This is a genomic window from Pseudoalteromonas sp. 68 DY56-GL68 (assembly GCF_041414825.1).
In the GTDB taxonomy this organism is placed as follows: domain Bacteria; phylum Pseudomonadota; class Gammaproteobacteria; order Enterobacterales; family Alteromonadaceae; genus Pseudoalteromonas.
The window spans coordinates 490,739-508,037 of the sequence record NZ_JAOCZL010000020.1 but is presented as its reverse complement, the minus strand read 5'-3'; the positions used below and the strand labels follow the sequence as shown (position 1 = coordinate 508,037).

Here is a 17,299-nt window from a genome sequence, read left to right as displayed (position 1 = left end):
AATTATGCTAGGTGTTTAGTTAAATCAACACCTTGGAATGCTTTAGGTCGTTTACCACGGCCAGTCCACTCAACGATTTCACCATTATACTCAATGCGGTATTTAGGTTTTACTTTTGTGCGCTTATCAGTGCCTACCACATCTTGTAGATCTTCTAATGTAAGTCCTTTTTCTTTTAAAAGATCGAGTACTTCTTTTTTAGCTTCTTGCTGTTGAGTATTTTTCTCGATAGCTGTATCAATAAGTTGCTTTGCTTTTTCTAGCTCACTTAAAGACGCAGTTTTTACAAAAGATCGAATTTCTTTCATTGAAAGCTCTCTTTATTATAAAAGTTAAGTTACATATAGAACCTCAACCAGTATATGAGGAAAATATAAAATAATCTATTATATACCCTAACTTTATCTATTTTATTCAGACCATTCTTTTATTTTATCCACGATATCATTCAACTGTACAATAAGCATTCGAACAATTTCTGGGTCTTGGTTTTTGCTAAATTCTTGCTCTGTATTCACTATAAGCTCAGAGAGTGCTGGATACTGAAGCATTACGATAGCTCCTTTAAGCTTATGAATAGTTGAAGAAATCTTACTATATTCGCTATTTTCGAGTTGTTCGTTTAACGTACTTAAATCAATGTGCAGGCTATTTACAAAGACATCTGCCAACATTTTTGCATCTGCCTCATTCCCAAAAACATTTAACCAATGCTGTTTGCTTTTTATTCCTGTTAACGATGACTCTATATTCGTTTCTTGTACCTGGTTTTTGCCTTTTTGTAGATCAATAAACTCTACTAGCCTGTTATATAACTCGTTAAGTTTGTATGGCTTAAATAACACACAATTCATTCCTACTTTCATAGCTTTATCAAGACACTCTTGAGAGTCATCAGCAGTAAACCCTATAATTGGTAAGGATTTAAACTCAGGCATGCCACGAAGCTGCTCAGTTAATTTAAAGCCATCTAGGTGTGGCATATGGCAATCGGTCAATAACAAATCAAAATGACCATTACGCAGAGTATTTAATGCTGCAATACCATCTTCGACCATCACAGCTTTAATGCCCAGCTTCTGGCACTGTTTTTCTAATAGTAATTGATTAGTTTTATTATCCTCAGCTATCAGAATCTTTCCATGTAAACTACCCGTGCCTTTTGAGGAAATAAATTGAGTATTGGCATGAACATTATTGAACAGTTCACGTAATAGATCTGGGTATATAGGGCTAACCCCCAAAGTATGACAACAGCATTTTACCTGTGGTTTTGTCTCACCAGAGATAGCGACAATAATATAACTGTTGCTTGAGTGCGGTATAGCTTGTTGCCAATCATCCCCCCATAACTGCTGCATATACTGCTCATCAATGAGGATGTTCTGCGTATTGATAAATGTATTTTTATCAATCGGCCAAGATAGCTGATTATAGTTAATACCCATAGTCGATAAGTTATCAAGTAATTGACGGTTATTACTATATACTGACCAATACAGGGATGGTAATGGGCTTTTATCTTTGAATACATTAGTTAATGGAACCGAAATATATACATTTGTCCCTTTTGAGAAAGTGCTGGAAATCGTAATTTCCCCTTTCATTGCTTCAATTAATTGCTTAGCCAATGTAAGTCCAAGCCCTGCCCCGCCATAACGCCTTTGTGTGGAGCCATCAGCTTGCTCGAAAGGGGTATAAATATCTGCAAGTTGCTGTGCAGTCATTCCTGTGCCCGTATCCGACACCTCAATTTTTAATTTATGTTTATCGAATAATACGTCACAATTAATGCTACCTGATTCAGTAAATTTAACCGCATTATTAAGAACATTTGAAAGCACTTGCATTAAGTGAGTTACATCAATTTGTGCAGATGTATAAGCTGCTGTTCGCCAAGAAAGCGTAAAGTCTAAACCTTTTTCTTTTGCTAAGTATTCATGAGCACGAAAAACACGACACAAGTGTGATTCAAGATCTACATCTTGATAATTTAATTCAATGTTACCTGAGTTGGTATTGGCAAAATACAAGATATCATTCACTAAGCTTAGTAGCTTAGAAATAGAGCTATCGATGTGCTCTAATAAATAGAATTGTTCGTCTGTTAAAGTAGATGACTTTAGTAGTTCAATAAAGCCATTAACCCCTGATATTGGCGTACGTAATTCATGGCTCATTGTGGCTATAAAGCGGCTTTTTGCGAGCTCAGCCTGATGCGCTAATTGATTTGCTTTACTTAAATCGGCTTGCTGTCTTTTTAATAAGCTAATATCGAGTAAAATTCCATTCCAACGAATCCCTTCATTTGTCGAAGTAGTCATACTTTCAGCGTTGGCAATGTAACGACACCAAATTTGTTGACCTAAGTTATTTACCCGAAATTCTATGTCGATTATTTTATTTAACTTGCTGGCTGACTTAAATACTTTGGCTATTTTGATACGATCAACATCATCAATATACGGTGAAATACAACCGGTCATGCCACGCTGATTAACTGTACGGGAGGTAATCCCGAGTAAACTTTGTGCGCCTTTACTTATATAGGTATAGCAGCCCTCTCCATTATCATAATACTCATACTGAAATACACCGCCCGGAATCGTATCTGTTATCGTTTGTAACAAACGCTGCGCGGATTGTGTCTCTCGTTGTAAATTGTGGTGCTCTGTTACATCCGTTATAACTGTCAAAATTCCAGCCAATTGCTCATCAGTTCCGAAATAAGGCTTCTTTGTATAGAGCAAATCAAGCTGCTTTCCTTGTCGGTTGGTATATTTAATTTGCTGATTAATGGCTTTTCCTGAGTCTAAACTATATTTGTTTTGTGCAATCAAGTCTTTAACAACAGGTAAATCATCGCGCAAGAATTGCTTTTGCTCATCCCATAAATGCGCAAAGTTCTCGCGGTAAGCCTTATTCCACATTAGGCGTTTTTGATCTTTATCTTGTATCACCACCATTGTAGGTAAATCATCAATTAACCTTTGAGTGAAATTTAACTTCTCCAACGCGACTTGCTCTGCTTTTTGTCGCTTGGCAATTTCGCGATTGATGGTGTAGCGCCAGCCAATAAAGTACACAATAGAGACAAAAATCAATATTAAAACCAAAATAGCTGTCGTATTAACCGTTTGCCTGTCATAACCTCTCTCAATACTAAAAATCCCATGCCGATTTACAATATGAGTGAAATCATTACTTGTTAATGTTTTAAATAAGCTATCAAGCAATGTAGCAAAATCAGGCAGATTTTGATTAATTAAAAAATAAATAGGCTGTGTGTATTGATATCGGGGGTTTATATAAAACTCACCAATATAAAATTGGTTAAGCTGATAAGCCGCTATACTTTGCGGTAACATCACCCCATCAATGGTATCGTTTCTTAGGGCATAGAAAAGTGTTTTGACTGAGTTAAACGAGACAGTTTCGATAGGTTTATTTGTGATTAATTTCTGTTTAGGATCTGCAAATACGTCAAGATAACCAATGCGAGAACCATTGTTTCTTTGTTTAGAAACCAAGATCATCTCGAAACTATAATGTGAAGGAAGAGCAATCAGAGTACCATGATCAAGTTTATCAGGTGTCATGGTAGGAATAAGATCAATTTTATTAGCAAGAAACAACTTTGCCAACTCATCACTATTGGCAGCAGGAATATATTTAAATTGAATACCACTTCGCTGTGCCAGTAACATCATAGTATCGTTTAGATAACCCGTTGCTTCACCATTATTATTCGTCGAATTGACTGGAAATAAGTCATCTACAAACGAAAATGTCAGTAATAGGTTTGTTTCTTCATCCCCCCCTATTCGGTTAAAGTCTCGCTTAAACTGACTATAGGCTTTTGATGCTAAATATTCCTCACTTGCCGAGTTTTCCCAAAGCTGTTTAGTTGTCGGTGAGATAGAAGCAAGTAAAGAATTAACTTGGTTTCTCAATACGACCTTCTGCTGGTTAAACATGACATGAAGTGTTTCACTGGCAAGCCAAATTGGGCTTACTATTTTTAAATTCTTTTGTGGGCGCTTTTTTAAATAATGGGAAAGTACTGAGTAATCGCCCAAAAAAGCATCAAAGGTACCGTCTGATACTTTATCAAAGGCATCTTCGGGTTTTATAAAACGATTGATAAATAACGCACCATTTTGTGCCAAGTATTCACAATGAGAGCTTCCCGTTATACAAACCCAGCGTAAACTTGCCAAGTTTTTTAACGCATCATTGGCAATAGATTGGTTGGCTACAATACCTTGAGGTGCTTCCATGAACGGAGCTGAAAATAAGAAATGCTTTTTACGCTGTTCAGTTTTATTTAAACCAACCGTAAAGTCAATTTCTCCAGCTTGTAGAGCATCGAGGAGAAGATCTAAACTATCGAACACTTGATACTCTAGCTTTGAATCGGTTAGGCGAGCAATTTCATCACTGTAACCAACGATGACTCCTGAGAATTGCCCCTCCTCTGTACGCGTATGGTAAGGGAAGAAGTTGTAATTGACGATACCCGCTTTGAGCTTTGGTTTATCCTCTTGTGCGGCTTGCGTAAAAAAAGTACAAAAAAATAAAAGCGCTAGAGATATAATTAATTTATAGCTTTTCAACAAAAAACCTTCAGAGTTAACACTCAACATATTAAAGTATAAGAGAATAAGTTATCCCCTACAATAAAACGACCTATTGTGTATTAACTTCTTGCATTTAACGATTAGGCCAAAAAGCAATACGGTAACAATAACTTTACGCACAACTGGCTAGATGTTGTGTAAAAATTGATTTAACCAAGCAGTTACACAAGTAGACCAGTCAAATAGCTCGAAACAAACAATTAATGCAACAAAGAAAAAGGCCAAAACATAATGTCTTGGCCTTAGTAGGGAAAAATATTAATAGTTCATTAGAACTTAAGGTTAACACTCATATGTACAAAACGACCTAAAGTGTCATAGTAGCCGGCCACTGTATTCGCGTTTGACGAAATAGTGTTACCAACCATAGGTGGCTCTTTATCAAAGATATTATTAATACCACCTGTCAGCGTTACATGCTCATTGACTGAGTAATTACCTGAAAGGTCGATGAAGTTGTAAGAATCAATACCACCATTTTCAATTAATGATGTATCTGCATCACCTTCGTAGTCTACGCCGCCGTAGTAACGCCATTTAAGGCCTACTCGCCAATCATCTGCAATATAATTTACATTCGCAGTGTGACGCCATTTTGGTGATGCAAAACAGTCCGTACTTACATTACCAGAACAATCATAAGCCAGTGACTCATCACCTAGGATTGGCTCTACTTCTTTTTTGATGCTGTAATAACCATTAATATCAAATTTCAATGTTGCTTCGTTAAGCTCCATTGTGTAAGCAGCTGTTAAATCAACACCTTCCCACGTACGACCACCAATGTTGTCACTTAAGTTTACAACATAACCATCTTGGCCTAACCATAGGCTACCTGATGCACTTCGTTGAATATTATCACAGAAGAAAGCATCACCGGTTGTAGCACAGTTATTTAAGATGCGCTCAGCACCCACAACACCCACTACTTTTTCCATTTCAATTTGGAAATAGTCAACAGAGAAGTTGAAGTTATCAAATGGGTTTGCAACTAAACCAATCGTAATGGTTTCAGCTTCTTCCGGTTTTAGGTTTGGATTACCACCGGCAAATTGATTGTATTGACCTGCAGGTGATGCAGTAACGGCACCATATTGTGAACCAGTTACGCCCGTGTTAGCACACTGCGCTGAATCATATGCAGGGCTGTCACTTGCACAACCGTCACTACCACTCCAAAGACTGATGCTTTGTGCTGCGAATAGCTCACCAACATTAGGAGCACGAACCGCTTTTGCAAAGCTTGCACGGAACTTATACGCATCGGCTAGTGTATAATCACCACCAATTGAGTAAGTTGTATCTGAACCTGTTGTTGAGTAATCAGACCAACGTGCAGCCGTTGAAATATTAAACTCATCTAGCACTGGAATTTGCAGCTCACCGTACACTTCATTTACATCAATCGAGCCATATAAGCTTGGTGATGGACCACCTTGACCTAATAGCTGACCTTCTTCATAAACCGTATCTGATGTACGCTCATATTCTTGTTCACGGCGTTCCACACCAAATACAGCTGCAATAGGTAAAGATGCACTTGGCAGAGTCAAATCAAGCTCACCTGATACATAACCACTATAAATTGTTTGTGTTACTAAACCAGTTTGCGTACCAACACCTGCCAGCTGTGCTGCTTGCTCAGGTGTTACGCCATCTAGTTCAAATACATTATAGTAAAGACAACCATCTGCTTCTTCACATGATGTACCAACAGCGCCAACACGTGGACCAATTTTTGGTGCTAATAAATCATTTTTATACACTGAGCTCGATGTTGTTGCAGAGTAGTTATAGCTAACATCATATGTCCAGTTATCATTAATCTCACCTTCCATACCCGTTAGGATACGATATGAAGTATGCTCTAGGTTATCTGCACGCGGACCACCTTCAACATTACGTTTACCGATGTAAGCAACAAATTGGTCACTTCCTGTTTGACCGAAAAGCTCTTGCAACTGCTGTTTTTGTAAGTCCGACAATAATGGGTTGTTATAATCCATTAAAAACTCTTCGTTGAAGAACGTCCCCGATTCAGCGATTTGACCAGCTGTTCTATTGTGCATAAATGAGAACTCTAGGTATGGTCTAAAGTGCTCATTGATTTCATAATCAATGAAGCTACCTAATGTAAAGCGCTCATTTGGGCGTAAGAAGTGATTCACAGGCGCATAGTTATAACGATAGCCATCATCTTCAATAAAACCCTGACCATTTGGGTTTAGATAGCCCCAAAACTCTTGTGTATAATCCACTTCGCCATCAACCACAGGGAAGATATCAAAGTGTGGGTTTGGTGTATTTGCTGAACCACCACACACGTTACCCGCACCATTTAAAGCACATGACGAATAGTCGCGGCTACCCTGCAACAGCTCTGTTTGACGGTTGTAAGTTACGTAACCAACTGCATGGCCTTTACCTGAGTCAAAGCCACTACCCACCGTTAAATCTAAGCTATATGACTTACCATCGATTCCCGTATTGCCCGTTTCATAATCATAGCCTTGATCATCCATCAGGCCTTGAATATACCCATTATCATTATTATGTTGATAGCCTGATGCTCCCATGTTGAATGAGATACCATCAAACTCATCGTTCATCACAAAGTTAACAACACCCGCAACAGCATCAGCACCATAAACTGCCGCCGCACCACCTGTTAGTACGTCAACACGCTTAACTAATGATGCTGGAATTTGGTTAATATCAGGAACCTGAGATGTAATACTACCAGCCTGCATACGGCGACCATTGATCAATACCAATGTTCTGTTTGAGCCAAGGCCACGAAGGTCAACGGTTGCGGTACCCGTTGCGCCATTCGCAAGAAATGAACTTTGCGCAGCTTCAATTTGTGGTAATTGGTTTAATACATCCTCAACACGAGAGAAACCGCTCAATTTAATCTCTTCAGCAGTCATTACAGTAACAGGACTAACCGTCTCAAGGTCTGTACGTTTGATACGTGAACCTGTTACTTGGATGCGCTCAACTTTTTCAACACCGTCATCGGCTGCATTTGCAGCCATAGAAAAACCTGTCGAAGTAGAAGCAACGCCAAAAGCAAGCGCAAGGCGCACCGCTTTTGAAACTTGATTATTTAACATTTGATTCTCCCTGGACCACCAATAGTGGTTATAATTAGTATAATTATGTTTATTTTTTGTTACCAAAACTTGGTTTGGCCAGAGAATGATAAACAAATAAAAATAAATTTCCAGCATTTTATTTACATTTATTTAATAAAGTGAATTTATACTGTAACAACCTTACTTTTTCATTCAAAAAACAAACAACCAGAAAAATCGGTACTTGCAAGCAAACACTCACCAAAAACAACTAGAAAAGCTGTATTTGCTTGTCTTCAATTGACGCAAATTTTGCAACTAAATTACCAACAATCATTTCAGCAATTGGCAACAATTGCTTATTTACATAAACAGAATAATCATATTGATGGTTGCCGATATAAAATTCAGCCCCCTGTGCGGTGTACACATATTCAATAGTTTGTCCGCGCTTAATTTCACGGTGAGGGTTGTCAGCTAGGTATTGCTTTGCAGCTTTAACATGAGGAGGGATATTTTTTTGGTAATCAGTTAAATGTTGACCTAAACGTTTACGATAAATAAGCAGCTCATCGTATTCGCCGTTATAGAGCTTTTTTACATACTTATCAAATGTTTGTATGATTAACTCTTGACTGTATGAGTCGCTAAATAATATTTCAAACAACTCAACTTGAAATTTATGAGCTAACTCCGTCCAATCACTGCGCACTGTCTCCATTCCTTTGAACACTAAATGCGTGGCGCCATTTTTATCTATCTTACCTACATAGCGCTTTTTTGAGCCCGTTGCTTTACCACGTATTGTTGGCATAAAAAATGGGCTATAATGGGTTTCATATTCAATTTCTAAGTAGCTGGTTATATTATAATTTTTTTCAAGCTCTGCGTGCCATCGCGCATTAATTTTCGTAGCAAGTTCAATACCTATTTCATGACAACTGGCAGGATTTAATTCATCATCTAGCTTAACAAATGTCGAATCTGTATCACCATAAATAACTTGGTAGCCCCACTGCTCAATCCATTGCTTTGTTGTCTGCATGATCTCATGCCCGCGTAAGGTAATCGAACTTGATAAACGCGGATCGTAAAATCGGCAACCTTTAGAGCCTAATACGCCATATAAACTATTCATAATGATTTTAATGGCCTGCGAAAGCATCGGTTGATTGTTATCTTTAGCAACTTGTCGGGTTGTGGCTAATTGGCGAATTAATTTAGGTAAGTGGTGCTTCGTTCTTGAAAACAAGGCTTGATTAAACCCTTCAATCGCTAATTCTGGTTGCTTTAGTCCCTCGACTAGACCTAAAGGGTCAATGCAAAAAGTACGCATTATTGACGGGTAAAGACTTTTATAATCAAGCACCACAATATTTTTATATAACCCTGGTTCAGAGTTCATAACATAGCCACCAGGGCTGTCAAAGCTTAAGCCATGATCACCCAAATTCGGTGCCACATAGCCACTACGGTGTAATAAAGGGAGGTAAAGGTTGGTAAAGGCAGCGACAGAGCCGCCCATCCTCTCGAGTTCAAGACCTGTCATTTGACTGCGAACGGCAGCAAATTCGAGTAACTTTAATTTTTTGAAAAGACGCTGTACTAAAATACAATCTTGTCGATTGTATGCCGCAAGAGAAAGTTTATCCTCGTTAAATTGACGAACAATCTCATCTAACCGGTTATCCGTACTAATTAGCTTTTCTTCACCAAGCTCAATACTGGCTACATTAGCTAAGCTAAAACTATCATAGTGATACGTGGCATTTTTGAGCGTATCAATACCATCAATAACAACTCTGCCTGGGACTGTGACACGCGTGAAATTGCCGACCCTTAACTGCATTTTTTCATTATTACGACCTAGGGGAAGTTCAACACCTAGCGCCTCAGCACGCTCATGCAGCACACTGAAATCAAACTCAATAACATTCCAACCAATAATAACATCAGGGTCAACAGTTTGAATTTGTTCACATAGCTTAGTAAGCAGGTCTATTTCATCAACACACCATTGAATATTAAAATCAAGCTCTGATGTATCAAGCGGCTCACCAATCATTAAAACAGTATCGACATTGTTCCCCACTAAACCAACAGAAAATAAGACCCCGTCCCCACTGCACTCAATATCTAATGAGAGACTTGTAAACTGAGGTATGAAATCATTATTTTGTTTAAACTGAACATCCTTTAACACGCGAAGCGGTGAAGATTGAACGACGCGCCCCTTTGCCCACACCGCACCTTTTATAAAACGCTCCATCAAAAAGCGGTCTACCGGCCTGATATCGTCTTCATAGACATTCACAAAGTGGGCTTTAAGTTGTTTCGCTGCTTTATAGTAATGTTTTAAGGACGAAAAATGACAGGCTACAACAGGGTGTTGTTGAAATGTTTTTAACGATATATGTTTAATTTCACAGTGAATTTGGTACTCATTAAAAAGGCGAGTGACAGTATTCAGGTCCTGCTCACGAACAAAAAATACCGCCTTTTGCGGCGAACTAATCAGTTTAACAGGCCCTTGCTCTGATAAGATCCACACTACGATAGATATACCTTTGACATTATCAAAACATTGCGTAGAAAGAATAAAGCCAGAAGCAAGCTGCATGTAAAAACCTTTTAGCCTAAAAGAGTAAAGCAAACGCTGAGCGACAAAATTAACCACAAGTTGCTTGTAGTTACCGCGTTAAATCTCTAAAATTCATTACTGTAATTATATACATACTTTAGGTTATCTGGACATGCTTTCTGACTCTTTAAAAAAAACAATTAGGCAAATTCATAAGCATGTTGCTGATAACCTAACTGATTATCGCCCTCGTAGCAGTCAAAATTATTTAGTAGCAGAAATCGCTAAAACCTTGGCTGGCGAATACCACAAATCGCAACGTATCTGCGTTATAGAAGCGGGTACTGGCACAGGTAAATCACTTGCCTATTGCTTGGGAGCCATCCCTCTGGCAATGGCAAAAAAGAAAAAGCTGGTTATTTCAACCGCAACAGTCGCCCTTCAAGAACAGCTCATTAATAAAGAACTGCCATTTTTTAAAGAACACTCAGGGCTAGATATAAAATTTGACTTGGTTAAAGGTCGTCAACGCTATATTTGTGCACAAAAGCTTAGTGCTGCAGTCAATGGTGATAGCCAGACACAAATGGAGTTTATGCCGACACTGTCATCTCCATTATCTGATATGGAAACCAAGTGTTTAAAGCAACTTTATGATGCTTACTCTAAAAAACAATGGCAAGGCGACCGCGATAGCTGGGCTGATACAATTCCTGATAAAGTGTGGAACTTAATTGCTTGTGATAAGCACTCATGCCAACGGCAGATGCGTGCTCATCAATTATGCCCTTTTCACATGGCACGTCAGCGCCTTATGCAAATGGACGTGCTCGTCATTAACCATTCTTTATTGCTCGCTGATTTAGACCTTGGCGGCGGTAAAATTCTCCCTGAGCCTGATGACACTATTTATGTTATTGATGAAGCACATCACTTAGCCCACATCACCCGAGACTTTTCATCTGCTGCTGCAACGATTAAAGGCACTATAGATTGGCTTGATAAGCTGGTTAAATTCGCTGGGAAAATGGCAAATGTATTGGTAGGTCAAAAAGCCATTGGACAAAACTTCAAGCTCAGTGACAGTATCAATGATGCGGCAAAGAATTTAAAAGTGGTGCGTGATATTCTTGATAATGCAGATTTTAACTACAACAGTGACGATACCTATCGTTTTGAGCACGGTGAAATCCCAGCCTCTTTACATGCCAAAGCAAAAGATATCAGCGATGCCACTTTAGATGCTCTACGCGCTCTTAACAAAATGCATGACACCTTGGTACAAGATGTCAGTGATGGTGATATAAAACCTTACGTAGCCGATCCTATCTTAGCTGAAAGCGGTCAGTATATTAATCGCTTAGAGTTACTGAACAAATTATGGTTTAGTTATGCCACAAAAGGCGAAGGTATTCCCCATGCACGGTGGATAAAACGCCTAGAGTATAAGAACCATCATGATCATTTACTCAGCGATTGTCCTATTGAAGTCGGTTATTACCTAAAAGATAAATTATGGAACCAATGTGCAGGTGCAGTGCTCTGTTCAGCCACACTAACGGCGCTTGGTTCATTTGATCATTTTGCTTACGAATGCGGGCTTGCAAAAGAAGAAGGCGTAAAATACATCAAAGTGCCTTCACCATTTGACTACCCAAAACAGGCGACGTTGCATATTCCAAGCAGCCATATTGAACCCACAGATAAATCGTTTAGTGATCATCTCGCTGAGCAATTACCCAAATTCCTAGATGATAAAAAAGCTAACTTAGTCCTGTTTGCTTCATATTGGCAGATGGATCACGTTGTAAAGGTGCTACGCAGTAAAGGTATTGATGTGCTCGTACAAGGCGAGATGTCACGTGAAGCCTTACTCAAAAAACACAAAGCGAATGTTGATCTTGGTCGCGCTAGTTACTTATTTGGCACACAAAGTCTCTCAGAGGGGCTTGATCTGCCTGGCAAGTACCTCGAAAACTTAGTAATCACAAAAATCCCATTTGCAGTGCCCACGTCACCAATTGAAGAAGCCCAAGCGGAATTTATACAAAGTAAAGGAGGCAATCCTTTTTTATCGATCACTGTTCCTGATGCAGCGAAGAAATTAGTACAAAGCTGTGGTAGACTTCTGCGCAAAGAAAATGATCAAGGTCGCATTACCATACTTGATCGCCGTTTAGTGACCAAGCGGTATGGCAAAGCCATGCTTGATACCTTGCCACCCTTTAAAAGACAAATTGATTATTAATGTTTGAATTAGCTTTAGATCCAACCACATGGGCACTACTTTGCGCTGTTGCCTTAGCCGCAGGCTTTATTGATGCAATTGCAGGTGGTGGCGGTATGCTAACAGTACCTGCACTTTTGACCGCAGGCCTTCCTCCTCATCTAACCCTAGGTACCAATAAGTTAGCTGCGAGTTTTGGCTCATTAACTGCAAGTGTCACTTACTTTCGCAAAAAGCTATTTAACCCTAGGTTTTGGGCCGCTTCCATTATGGCCACAGCCATAGGTGCGCTGTTAGGTACCTTAATCGTTGATTACCTTAGTATCGACTTTTTAAACAAGTTACTTCCTATCGTTATTATCTTAGTCGCATGCTACAGCCTCTTTGGCAGTTTAAGCACGACCGAGCATAATGAACTGCCTAAACTCGATGCAAAAACAAAACTTAAACAATGGATACAAGGCTTAGGACTGGGCTTTTTTGATGGCCTAGCAGGCCCAGGTACAGGTACTTTTTGGACCGCGTCAAATAGCTTACTTTATAAAATGAGCTTGCTGCTAAACTGTGGCCTTGCTCGATCAATGAACTTTGTTTCGAATTTTATCTCGTTGATCACCTTTGTCGCACTGGGCCATGTTAACTTTTTACTTGGTATCACGATGGGCTTTTTTCTTATGTTAGGTGCGTGGATTGGCGCTCATTCTGCAATAAAATTCGGCAGTAAAATGATTCGCCCTGTTTTTAATACTGTGGTAATCATTTTAGCTTTAAAGTTAATTTATGAGGCATACCTATAAATGAACTCACCTGCTTTAAACAAACTACATGAACAAATTGCTAGGCTTAAGCACCAAGCTGAACAATTTGATAACGGCCACTTCTTTGCTAAAAACCGTTATATGCAAGCGCAACCAAGTTTGTTTGATAAAGGGGTCTTTTCGACAAAGAGCATGAAACTCGTCGATTATGTCATTGAGATAGAAGAAGAGCTTGCCACTTTACCACCCGCTGAACATCGTCATGCCTATCAATATGCACTAGAGCGCATAACTCAACAGGTGCAGGCGGTATTTAATGTCATGAAATCAACGCCTGTGTGGGCAAAAGAGAATAAATTTACTTATAAAGCAAAACCAAAACAGCATATTTTTAAACAAGCAGTTAAAAAGATTATGCAATCATCGCATGAGCTGTATGATGAACTGAAACAAAATCATGAGTTCGAGCGCAGATTGGTGTTAATGATTGAAGAAAGAAAATTAAAACTCGATGCTGCTAATACTGCCCAAGCGAGTGAAATAAACAAAGAAATATTAGCTCTTCATGCGAGGCTTGGCCGGTGCCGAAAAGCCATTTCGGCCACTGAAGATAAAATACAGCAAGTCGAAAAACAGCAACTCAAATAATGTACTACTACCACCCTAGCTACTCTGCACTTGATTTACCAGAGCGACACCGCTTTCCGATTCAAAAATACCAATTGTTAAAAGAGCAGCTAAATCACTTTATTGATGACGATTTTTTTATAACACCCAAGCAAGCAAATAAAGAACACTTAGCCCTGTGCCACGATCAGCATTACATAGATGCATTTCTCGCAGGTACGCTTGCACCAAAAGCCATTAAAAAAATGGGCTTTCCTTGGTCTGAATCACTTGTTGAGCGTAGTTTATATTCAGTGGGAGCAGCGATTCAAGGCGCTGAATATGCTTTAAAGCATGGCGCAGCATTTAACTTAAGTGGTGGTTATCATCATGCATTTAGTGATCATGGCAGTGGTTTTTGCATTTTTAATGACTTAGCGATTGCCGCCGCACACCTTATACAAACTGAACAAGCCGACACCGTAGTTATTTTTGATTGTGATGTACATCAAGGTGACGGCACTGCCGAGATTATTAATCAACACGAGCAGATTATTAGTTGCTCTATTCATTGCGAACAAAATTTCCCTCGCATTAAGCAGTGCTCTAATTACGACTTCTCTCTTGAGCATGGCACGAAAGATAGTGACTACCTAAAAGCCGTGCAACAAGCCTTTGAGCTTACAACTAGACTGCATCAACCCGATATTATCTTATACAACGCAGGTGCAGATATTTTTAGTGATGACGAATTAGGCCATTTTTCGGTAAGTTTATCGGGTGTTTATCAACGCGACCATTTTGTTTTAAGCCAAGCCAAGGCACATAACATTCCTATTTTTGCTTCATTAGGTGGCGGCTATCAACGTAACACCGAACGTTTAGTTAATGTACATAAACAGCTTTTTAAAGCCGCTGTCGATTTATTCTAAAGCTTGGTATACACTAAAAATACTAATTAATCAGGGTCGATATGTATGAAGTTACACGATGATATTCACAACTATTTTGAAAAGCTCGTTGTAGATGATATTGCAAAACGCAATCTTGAATCAGTGTACAATGAAGACATCATGGCTGACTTGTGTTGTACAGTCCTTAATCAGTTACCTGCGCGTTATATTCGTTACGATGTAGATATGGAGTTTTATCTGCCACAATCAGAGCGAATGCTAATGGAACAACAAGTACAAACCGCTATCGATGTTGCCATCACTCAAGTTTCAAAGAAGAAGGAACTCAATAATGAGTCGTGAATTGGAGGCTGCGCCAAATCATATTAAGCTTGCTGTCGATTTAATCATGCTATTAGAACAAAACAATGTGCCAGCAGAAGATGTACTCGCAGCCCTTGAAATTGTAAAATCTGATTTTGAAAAAAAGTTAACACAAGCTTCAGATTAACCTAAGCAGTTTATTTATTGTGCTGCTTTAACCGTATTTATCTCCTCATTTTTATTATCATCTCCACCGTTATAGCATGACACAGGAAATACCTTGTAACAGAAACCCCTTTGCTTTTTATAATGCAAGCTATACTCTATTGAATAAAGTACAAATATAAAAGGAGAATAAATTATGTCAGGTACAACCATGGTGGTATTAATTGTACTCATTTCAGTCAGTTCAGGTGTTATTTACGATATGTATAAAAAACACCTCGAGTTTAAATCTCGTACCTTAAAAGACAGCAAAGAAGCAAATGAACAAGTGGCTGCTGTTACCGCTGAATTACTTGAATTAAAGCAACGAGTACAAACACTTGAAGCGATTGTTACCGATTCAAGCTATAACGTAAAACAAGAAATTAATAAGCTGTAATTAACAATCTAGCGCTTTATATTCATCGAGCACACCTTGATAATACTCAGCATCTTGATTCAGCATGCGGCCGTAGTGAGCACGTAATTGCTGTAGATATGCTTTGTGTTCTTTGCTATTCAATTGCCACATCTTGTTGCCTGTCCGTGAAAGCGGCTCTGATGACAGTGGACTAACAGCAATAACCTCATAAAAGCGCTTATTTTCACAAACCATTTGTTCATCGACTAAGCCCATATTTAATGTTTGCATATGGCTTCGCACTTTATAACTGTGATGAACGGGACAAACAACAAAATCAATTTGACAGTGTGGATTACGCAATACTATTTGCGATAAAAACTGCACGAGTAAATCTCCCCCAACCCCTGCAATTATGACCAAATGACGCTTATTAGGGCTGGGGTCAATTCTAGCCACATCTTGACAATGAACCTGCCAAGCTGTTCGCTGACTATCTGTCGAAAAGCGTTCAAGCATATTACGCAATGACTGCATTAGCTCTGGCACAATATCCACAAAGTGAATCTTCGGCGCCTTATTTTGCTTTAGTAATTCAATGCCTAAAAAGCCATGATCGCAACAACAGTCCCAAATTTCGTCGTACTCAGTTGTGACCATCGAGGCAATAGCAGATAAACGTTTACTCAGAGCCATTCTTATGCCGATTTATAAACGAGTGCTTTTAAACTTCTATCACTATCCACTTCAACAAACCCATCAGTAGGCGCCAAGCGTTCAACAAAACTAATTGCGCCTTGAGTATGTTCAGTAATTAAATCTTTAAACGCCTGCTCAGAAAGCTCTGGACTATTAGCGCACAATAAAAGCTGGGTGTTTTCGTTTAGCAGCTCAGGTAATCGACGCAGGATTTTTTGATAGTCCTTGGTCAATATGAAGCTCCCTTTTTGGAAGCTAGGTGGATCAACGATGATTAATTCATACGGTGCTGACTTTTTCAACTTACCAAACGATTTTAAAATATCATGAGGGTAAAAACTCACCCCCTGTGTAAAGCCATTCAGTTGATGGTTTTGCTTGCCAGTTCGCAGCACACCTTTGTTCATGTCCATATTAATAACTTGATCTGCACCACCCTGCATTGCAGCGACAGAAAAACCACAGGTGTATGAAAACAGATTAAGCACCTTTGCGTTATTACTATTGGCTTGAACAAACTCACGACCACGACGCATATCCGGAAAAATACCAGTATTTTGTCTGCTTAATAAATCAACTTTAAACTTAATACTGTTTTCGGTTACGACATGTTCTTGCGGTAACTCACCGCAGATCAAAGTATTACGTGTATTAATTCCACTACGTTGTTGATAAACCAGCGTGTTTACAAGCTCAGGAACATGCTCTTGTGCCCATTGCCAAATTGTATCTGTTAATTGCGTTAGTTCATCATTTTCAATTTCTTGATAAGAAACTAAAAACAGTGCTGGTGGATAAAAATCAAGATTAATATGGCTAAGCTCAGTCACTGAGTGGCCACGGCCATGAAAAACTCGGCATAACTCATTTGCCGCAAGCGGCGCATCTGCTAACGCAGTTAAAATGGCTGAAAATTTATTTGTCATTGC

At 39.0% G+C, this 17,299-nt stretch carries 13 protein-coding genes; 7 read left to right on the top strand and 6 right to left on the bottom strand.

Features of this window, described 5'->3' with window-relative positions:
- Positions 1–2: 2 nt before the first annotated feature.
- The 4 genes from NYF15_RS14195 to NYF15_RS14180 all read right to left on the bottom strand — a co-directional run bounded on the left by NYF15_RS14195 (position 3) and on the right by NYF15_RS14180 (position 10,337).
- Positions 3–308, bottom strand: coding sequence for an H-NS family nucleoid-associated regulatory protein (locus tag NYF15_RS14195; protein ID WP_062570000.1), 306 nt, complete (start codon positions 306–308; stop codon positions 3–5).
- Positions 309–410: 102 nt separating this feature from the next.
- Positions 411–4,616, bottom strand: a complete 4,206-nt coding sequence (locus NYF15_RS14190; protein WP_371353879.1) for an ATP-binding protein — start codon at positions 4,614–4,616, stop codon at positions 411–413.
- 293 nt (positions 4,617–4,909) lie between these two features.
- Positions 4,910–7,756: a TonB-dependent receptor gene (locus tag NYF15_RS14185; protein WP_237118287.1), complete on the bottom strand. Its 2,847-nt coding sequence runs from the start codon at positions 7,754–7,756 to the stop codon at positions 4,910–4,912.
- A gap of 232 nt (positions 7,757–7,988) precedes the next feature.
- Positions 7,989–10,337, bottom strand: coding sequence for a DNA polymerase II (locus NYF15_RS14180; RefSeq protein WP_371353878.1), 2,349 nt, complete (start codon positions 10,335–10,337; stop codon positions 7,989–7,991).
- A gap of 133 nt (positions 10,338–10,470) precedes the next feature.
- Between NYF15_RS14180 and dinG the strand changes: the two genes are divergently transcribed.
- From dinG to NYF15_RS14145, 7 genes are all read left to right on the top strand, one after another.
- Complete coding sequence (gene dinG / locus NYF15_RS14175) at positions 10,471–12,546, top strand: ATP-dependent DNA helicase DinG (RefSeq protein WP_371353877.1); 2,076 nt, start codon at positions 10,471–10,473, stop codon at positions 12,544–12,546.
- On the top strand, positions 12,546–13,322 hold the full coding sequence (locus NYF15_RS14170; RefSeq protein ID WP_062569995.1) for a TSUP family transporter: 777 nt from the start codon (positions 12,546–12,548) through the stop codon (positions 13,320–13,322). Before dinG ends, NYF15_RS14170 begins: the two co-directional genes overlap by 1 nt.
- Positions 13,323–13,931, top strand: a complete 609-nt coding sequence (locus NYF15_RS14165) for a primosomal replication protein (protein WP_237118284.1) — start codon at positions 13,323–13,325, stop codon at positions 13,929–13,931.
- Positions 13,928–14,821, top strand: a complete 894-nt coding sequence (locus tag NYF15_RS14160; RefSeq protein ID WP_371353914.1) for a histone deacetylase — start codon at positions 13,928–13,930, stop codon at positions 14,819–14,821. Before NYF15_RS14165 ends, NYF15_RS14160 begins: the two co-directional genes overlap by 4 nt.
- 45 nt (positions 14,822–14,866) lie before the next feature.
- On the top strand, positions 14,867–15,145 hold the full coding sequence (locus NYF15_RS14155; RefSeq protein ID WP_062569992.1) for a late competence development ComFB family protein: 279 nt from the start codon (positions 14,867–14,869) through the stop codon (positions 15,143–15,145).
- A complete protein-coding gene (locus NYF15_RS14150) occupies positions 15,135–15,293 on the top strand; it encodes a YbaM family protein (RefSeq protein ID WP_341802952.1) in 159 nt (52 codons plus the stop codon). Before NYF15_RS14155 ends, NYF15_RS14150 begins: the two co-directional genes overlap by 11 nt.
- A gap of 174 nt (positions 15,294–15,467) precedes the next feature.
- Positions 15,468–15,710 (top strand): hypothetical protein, encoded by a 243-nt coding sequence (locus tag NYF15_RS14145; protein WP_062569991.1) that lies wholly within the window; start codon positions 15,468–15,470, stop codon positions 15,708–15,710.
- Here NYF15_RS14145 and NYF15_RS14140 read toward each other — a convergent pair whose 3' ends face one another.
- The gene (locus NYF15_RS14140; RefSeq protein WP_237118283.1) at positions 15,711–16,367 is read right to left on the bottom strand and encodes a tRNA (adenine(22)-N(1))-methyltransferase TrmK; all 657 of its coding nucleotides are present in this window, start codon (positions 16,365–16,367) and stop codon (positions 15,711–15,713) included.
- 2 nt (positions 16,368–16,369) lie between these two features.
- A complete protein-coding gene (locus NYF15_RS14135) occupies positions 16,370–17,296 on the bottom strand; it encodes a class I SAM-dependent methyltransferase (RefSeq protein ID WP_130150222.1) in 927 nt (308 codons plus the stop codon).
- Positions 17,297–17,299 lie beyond the last annotated feature (3 nt).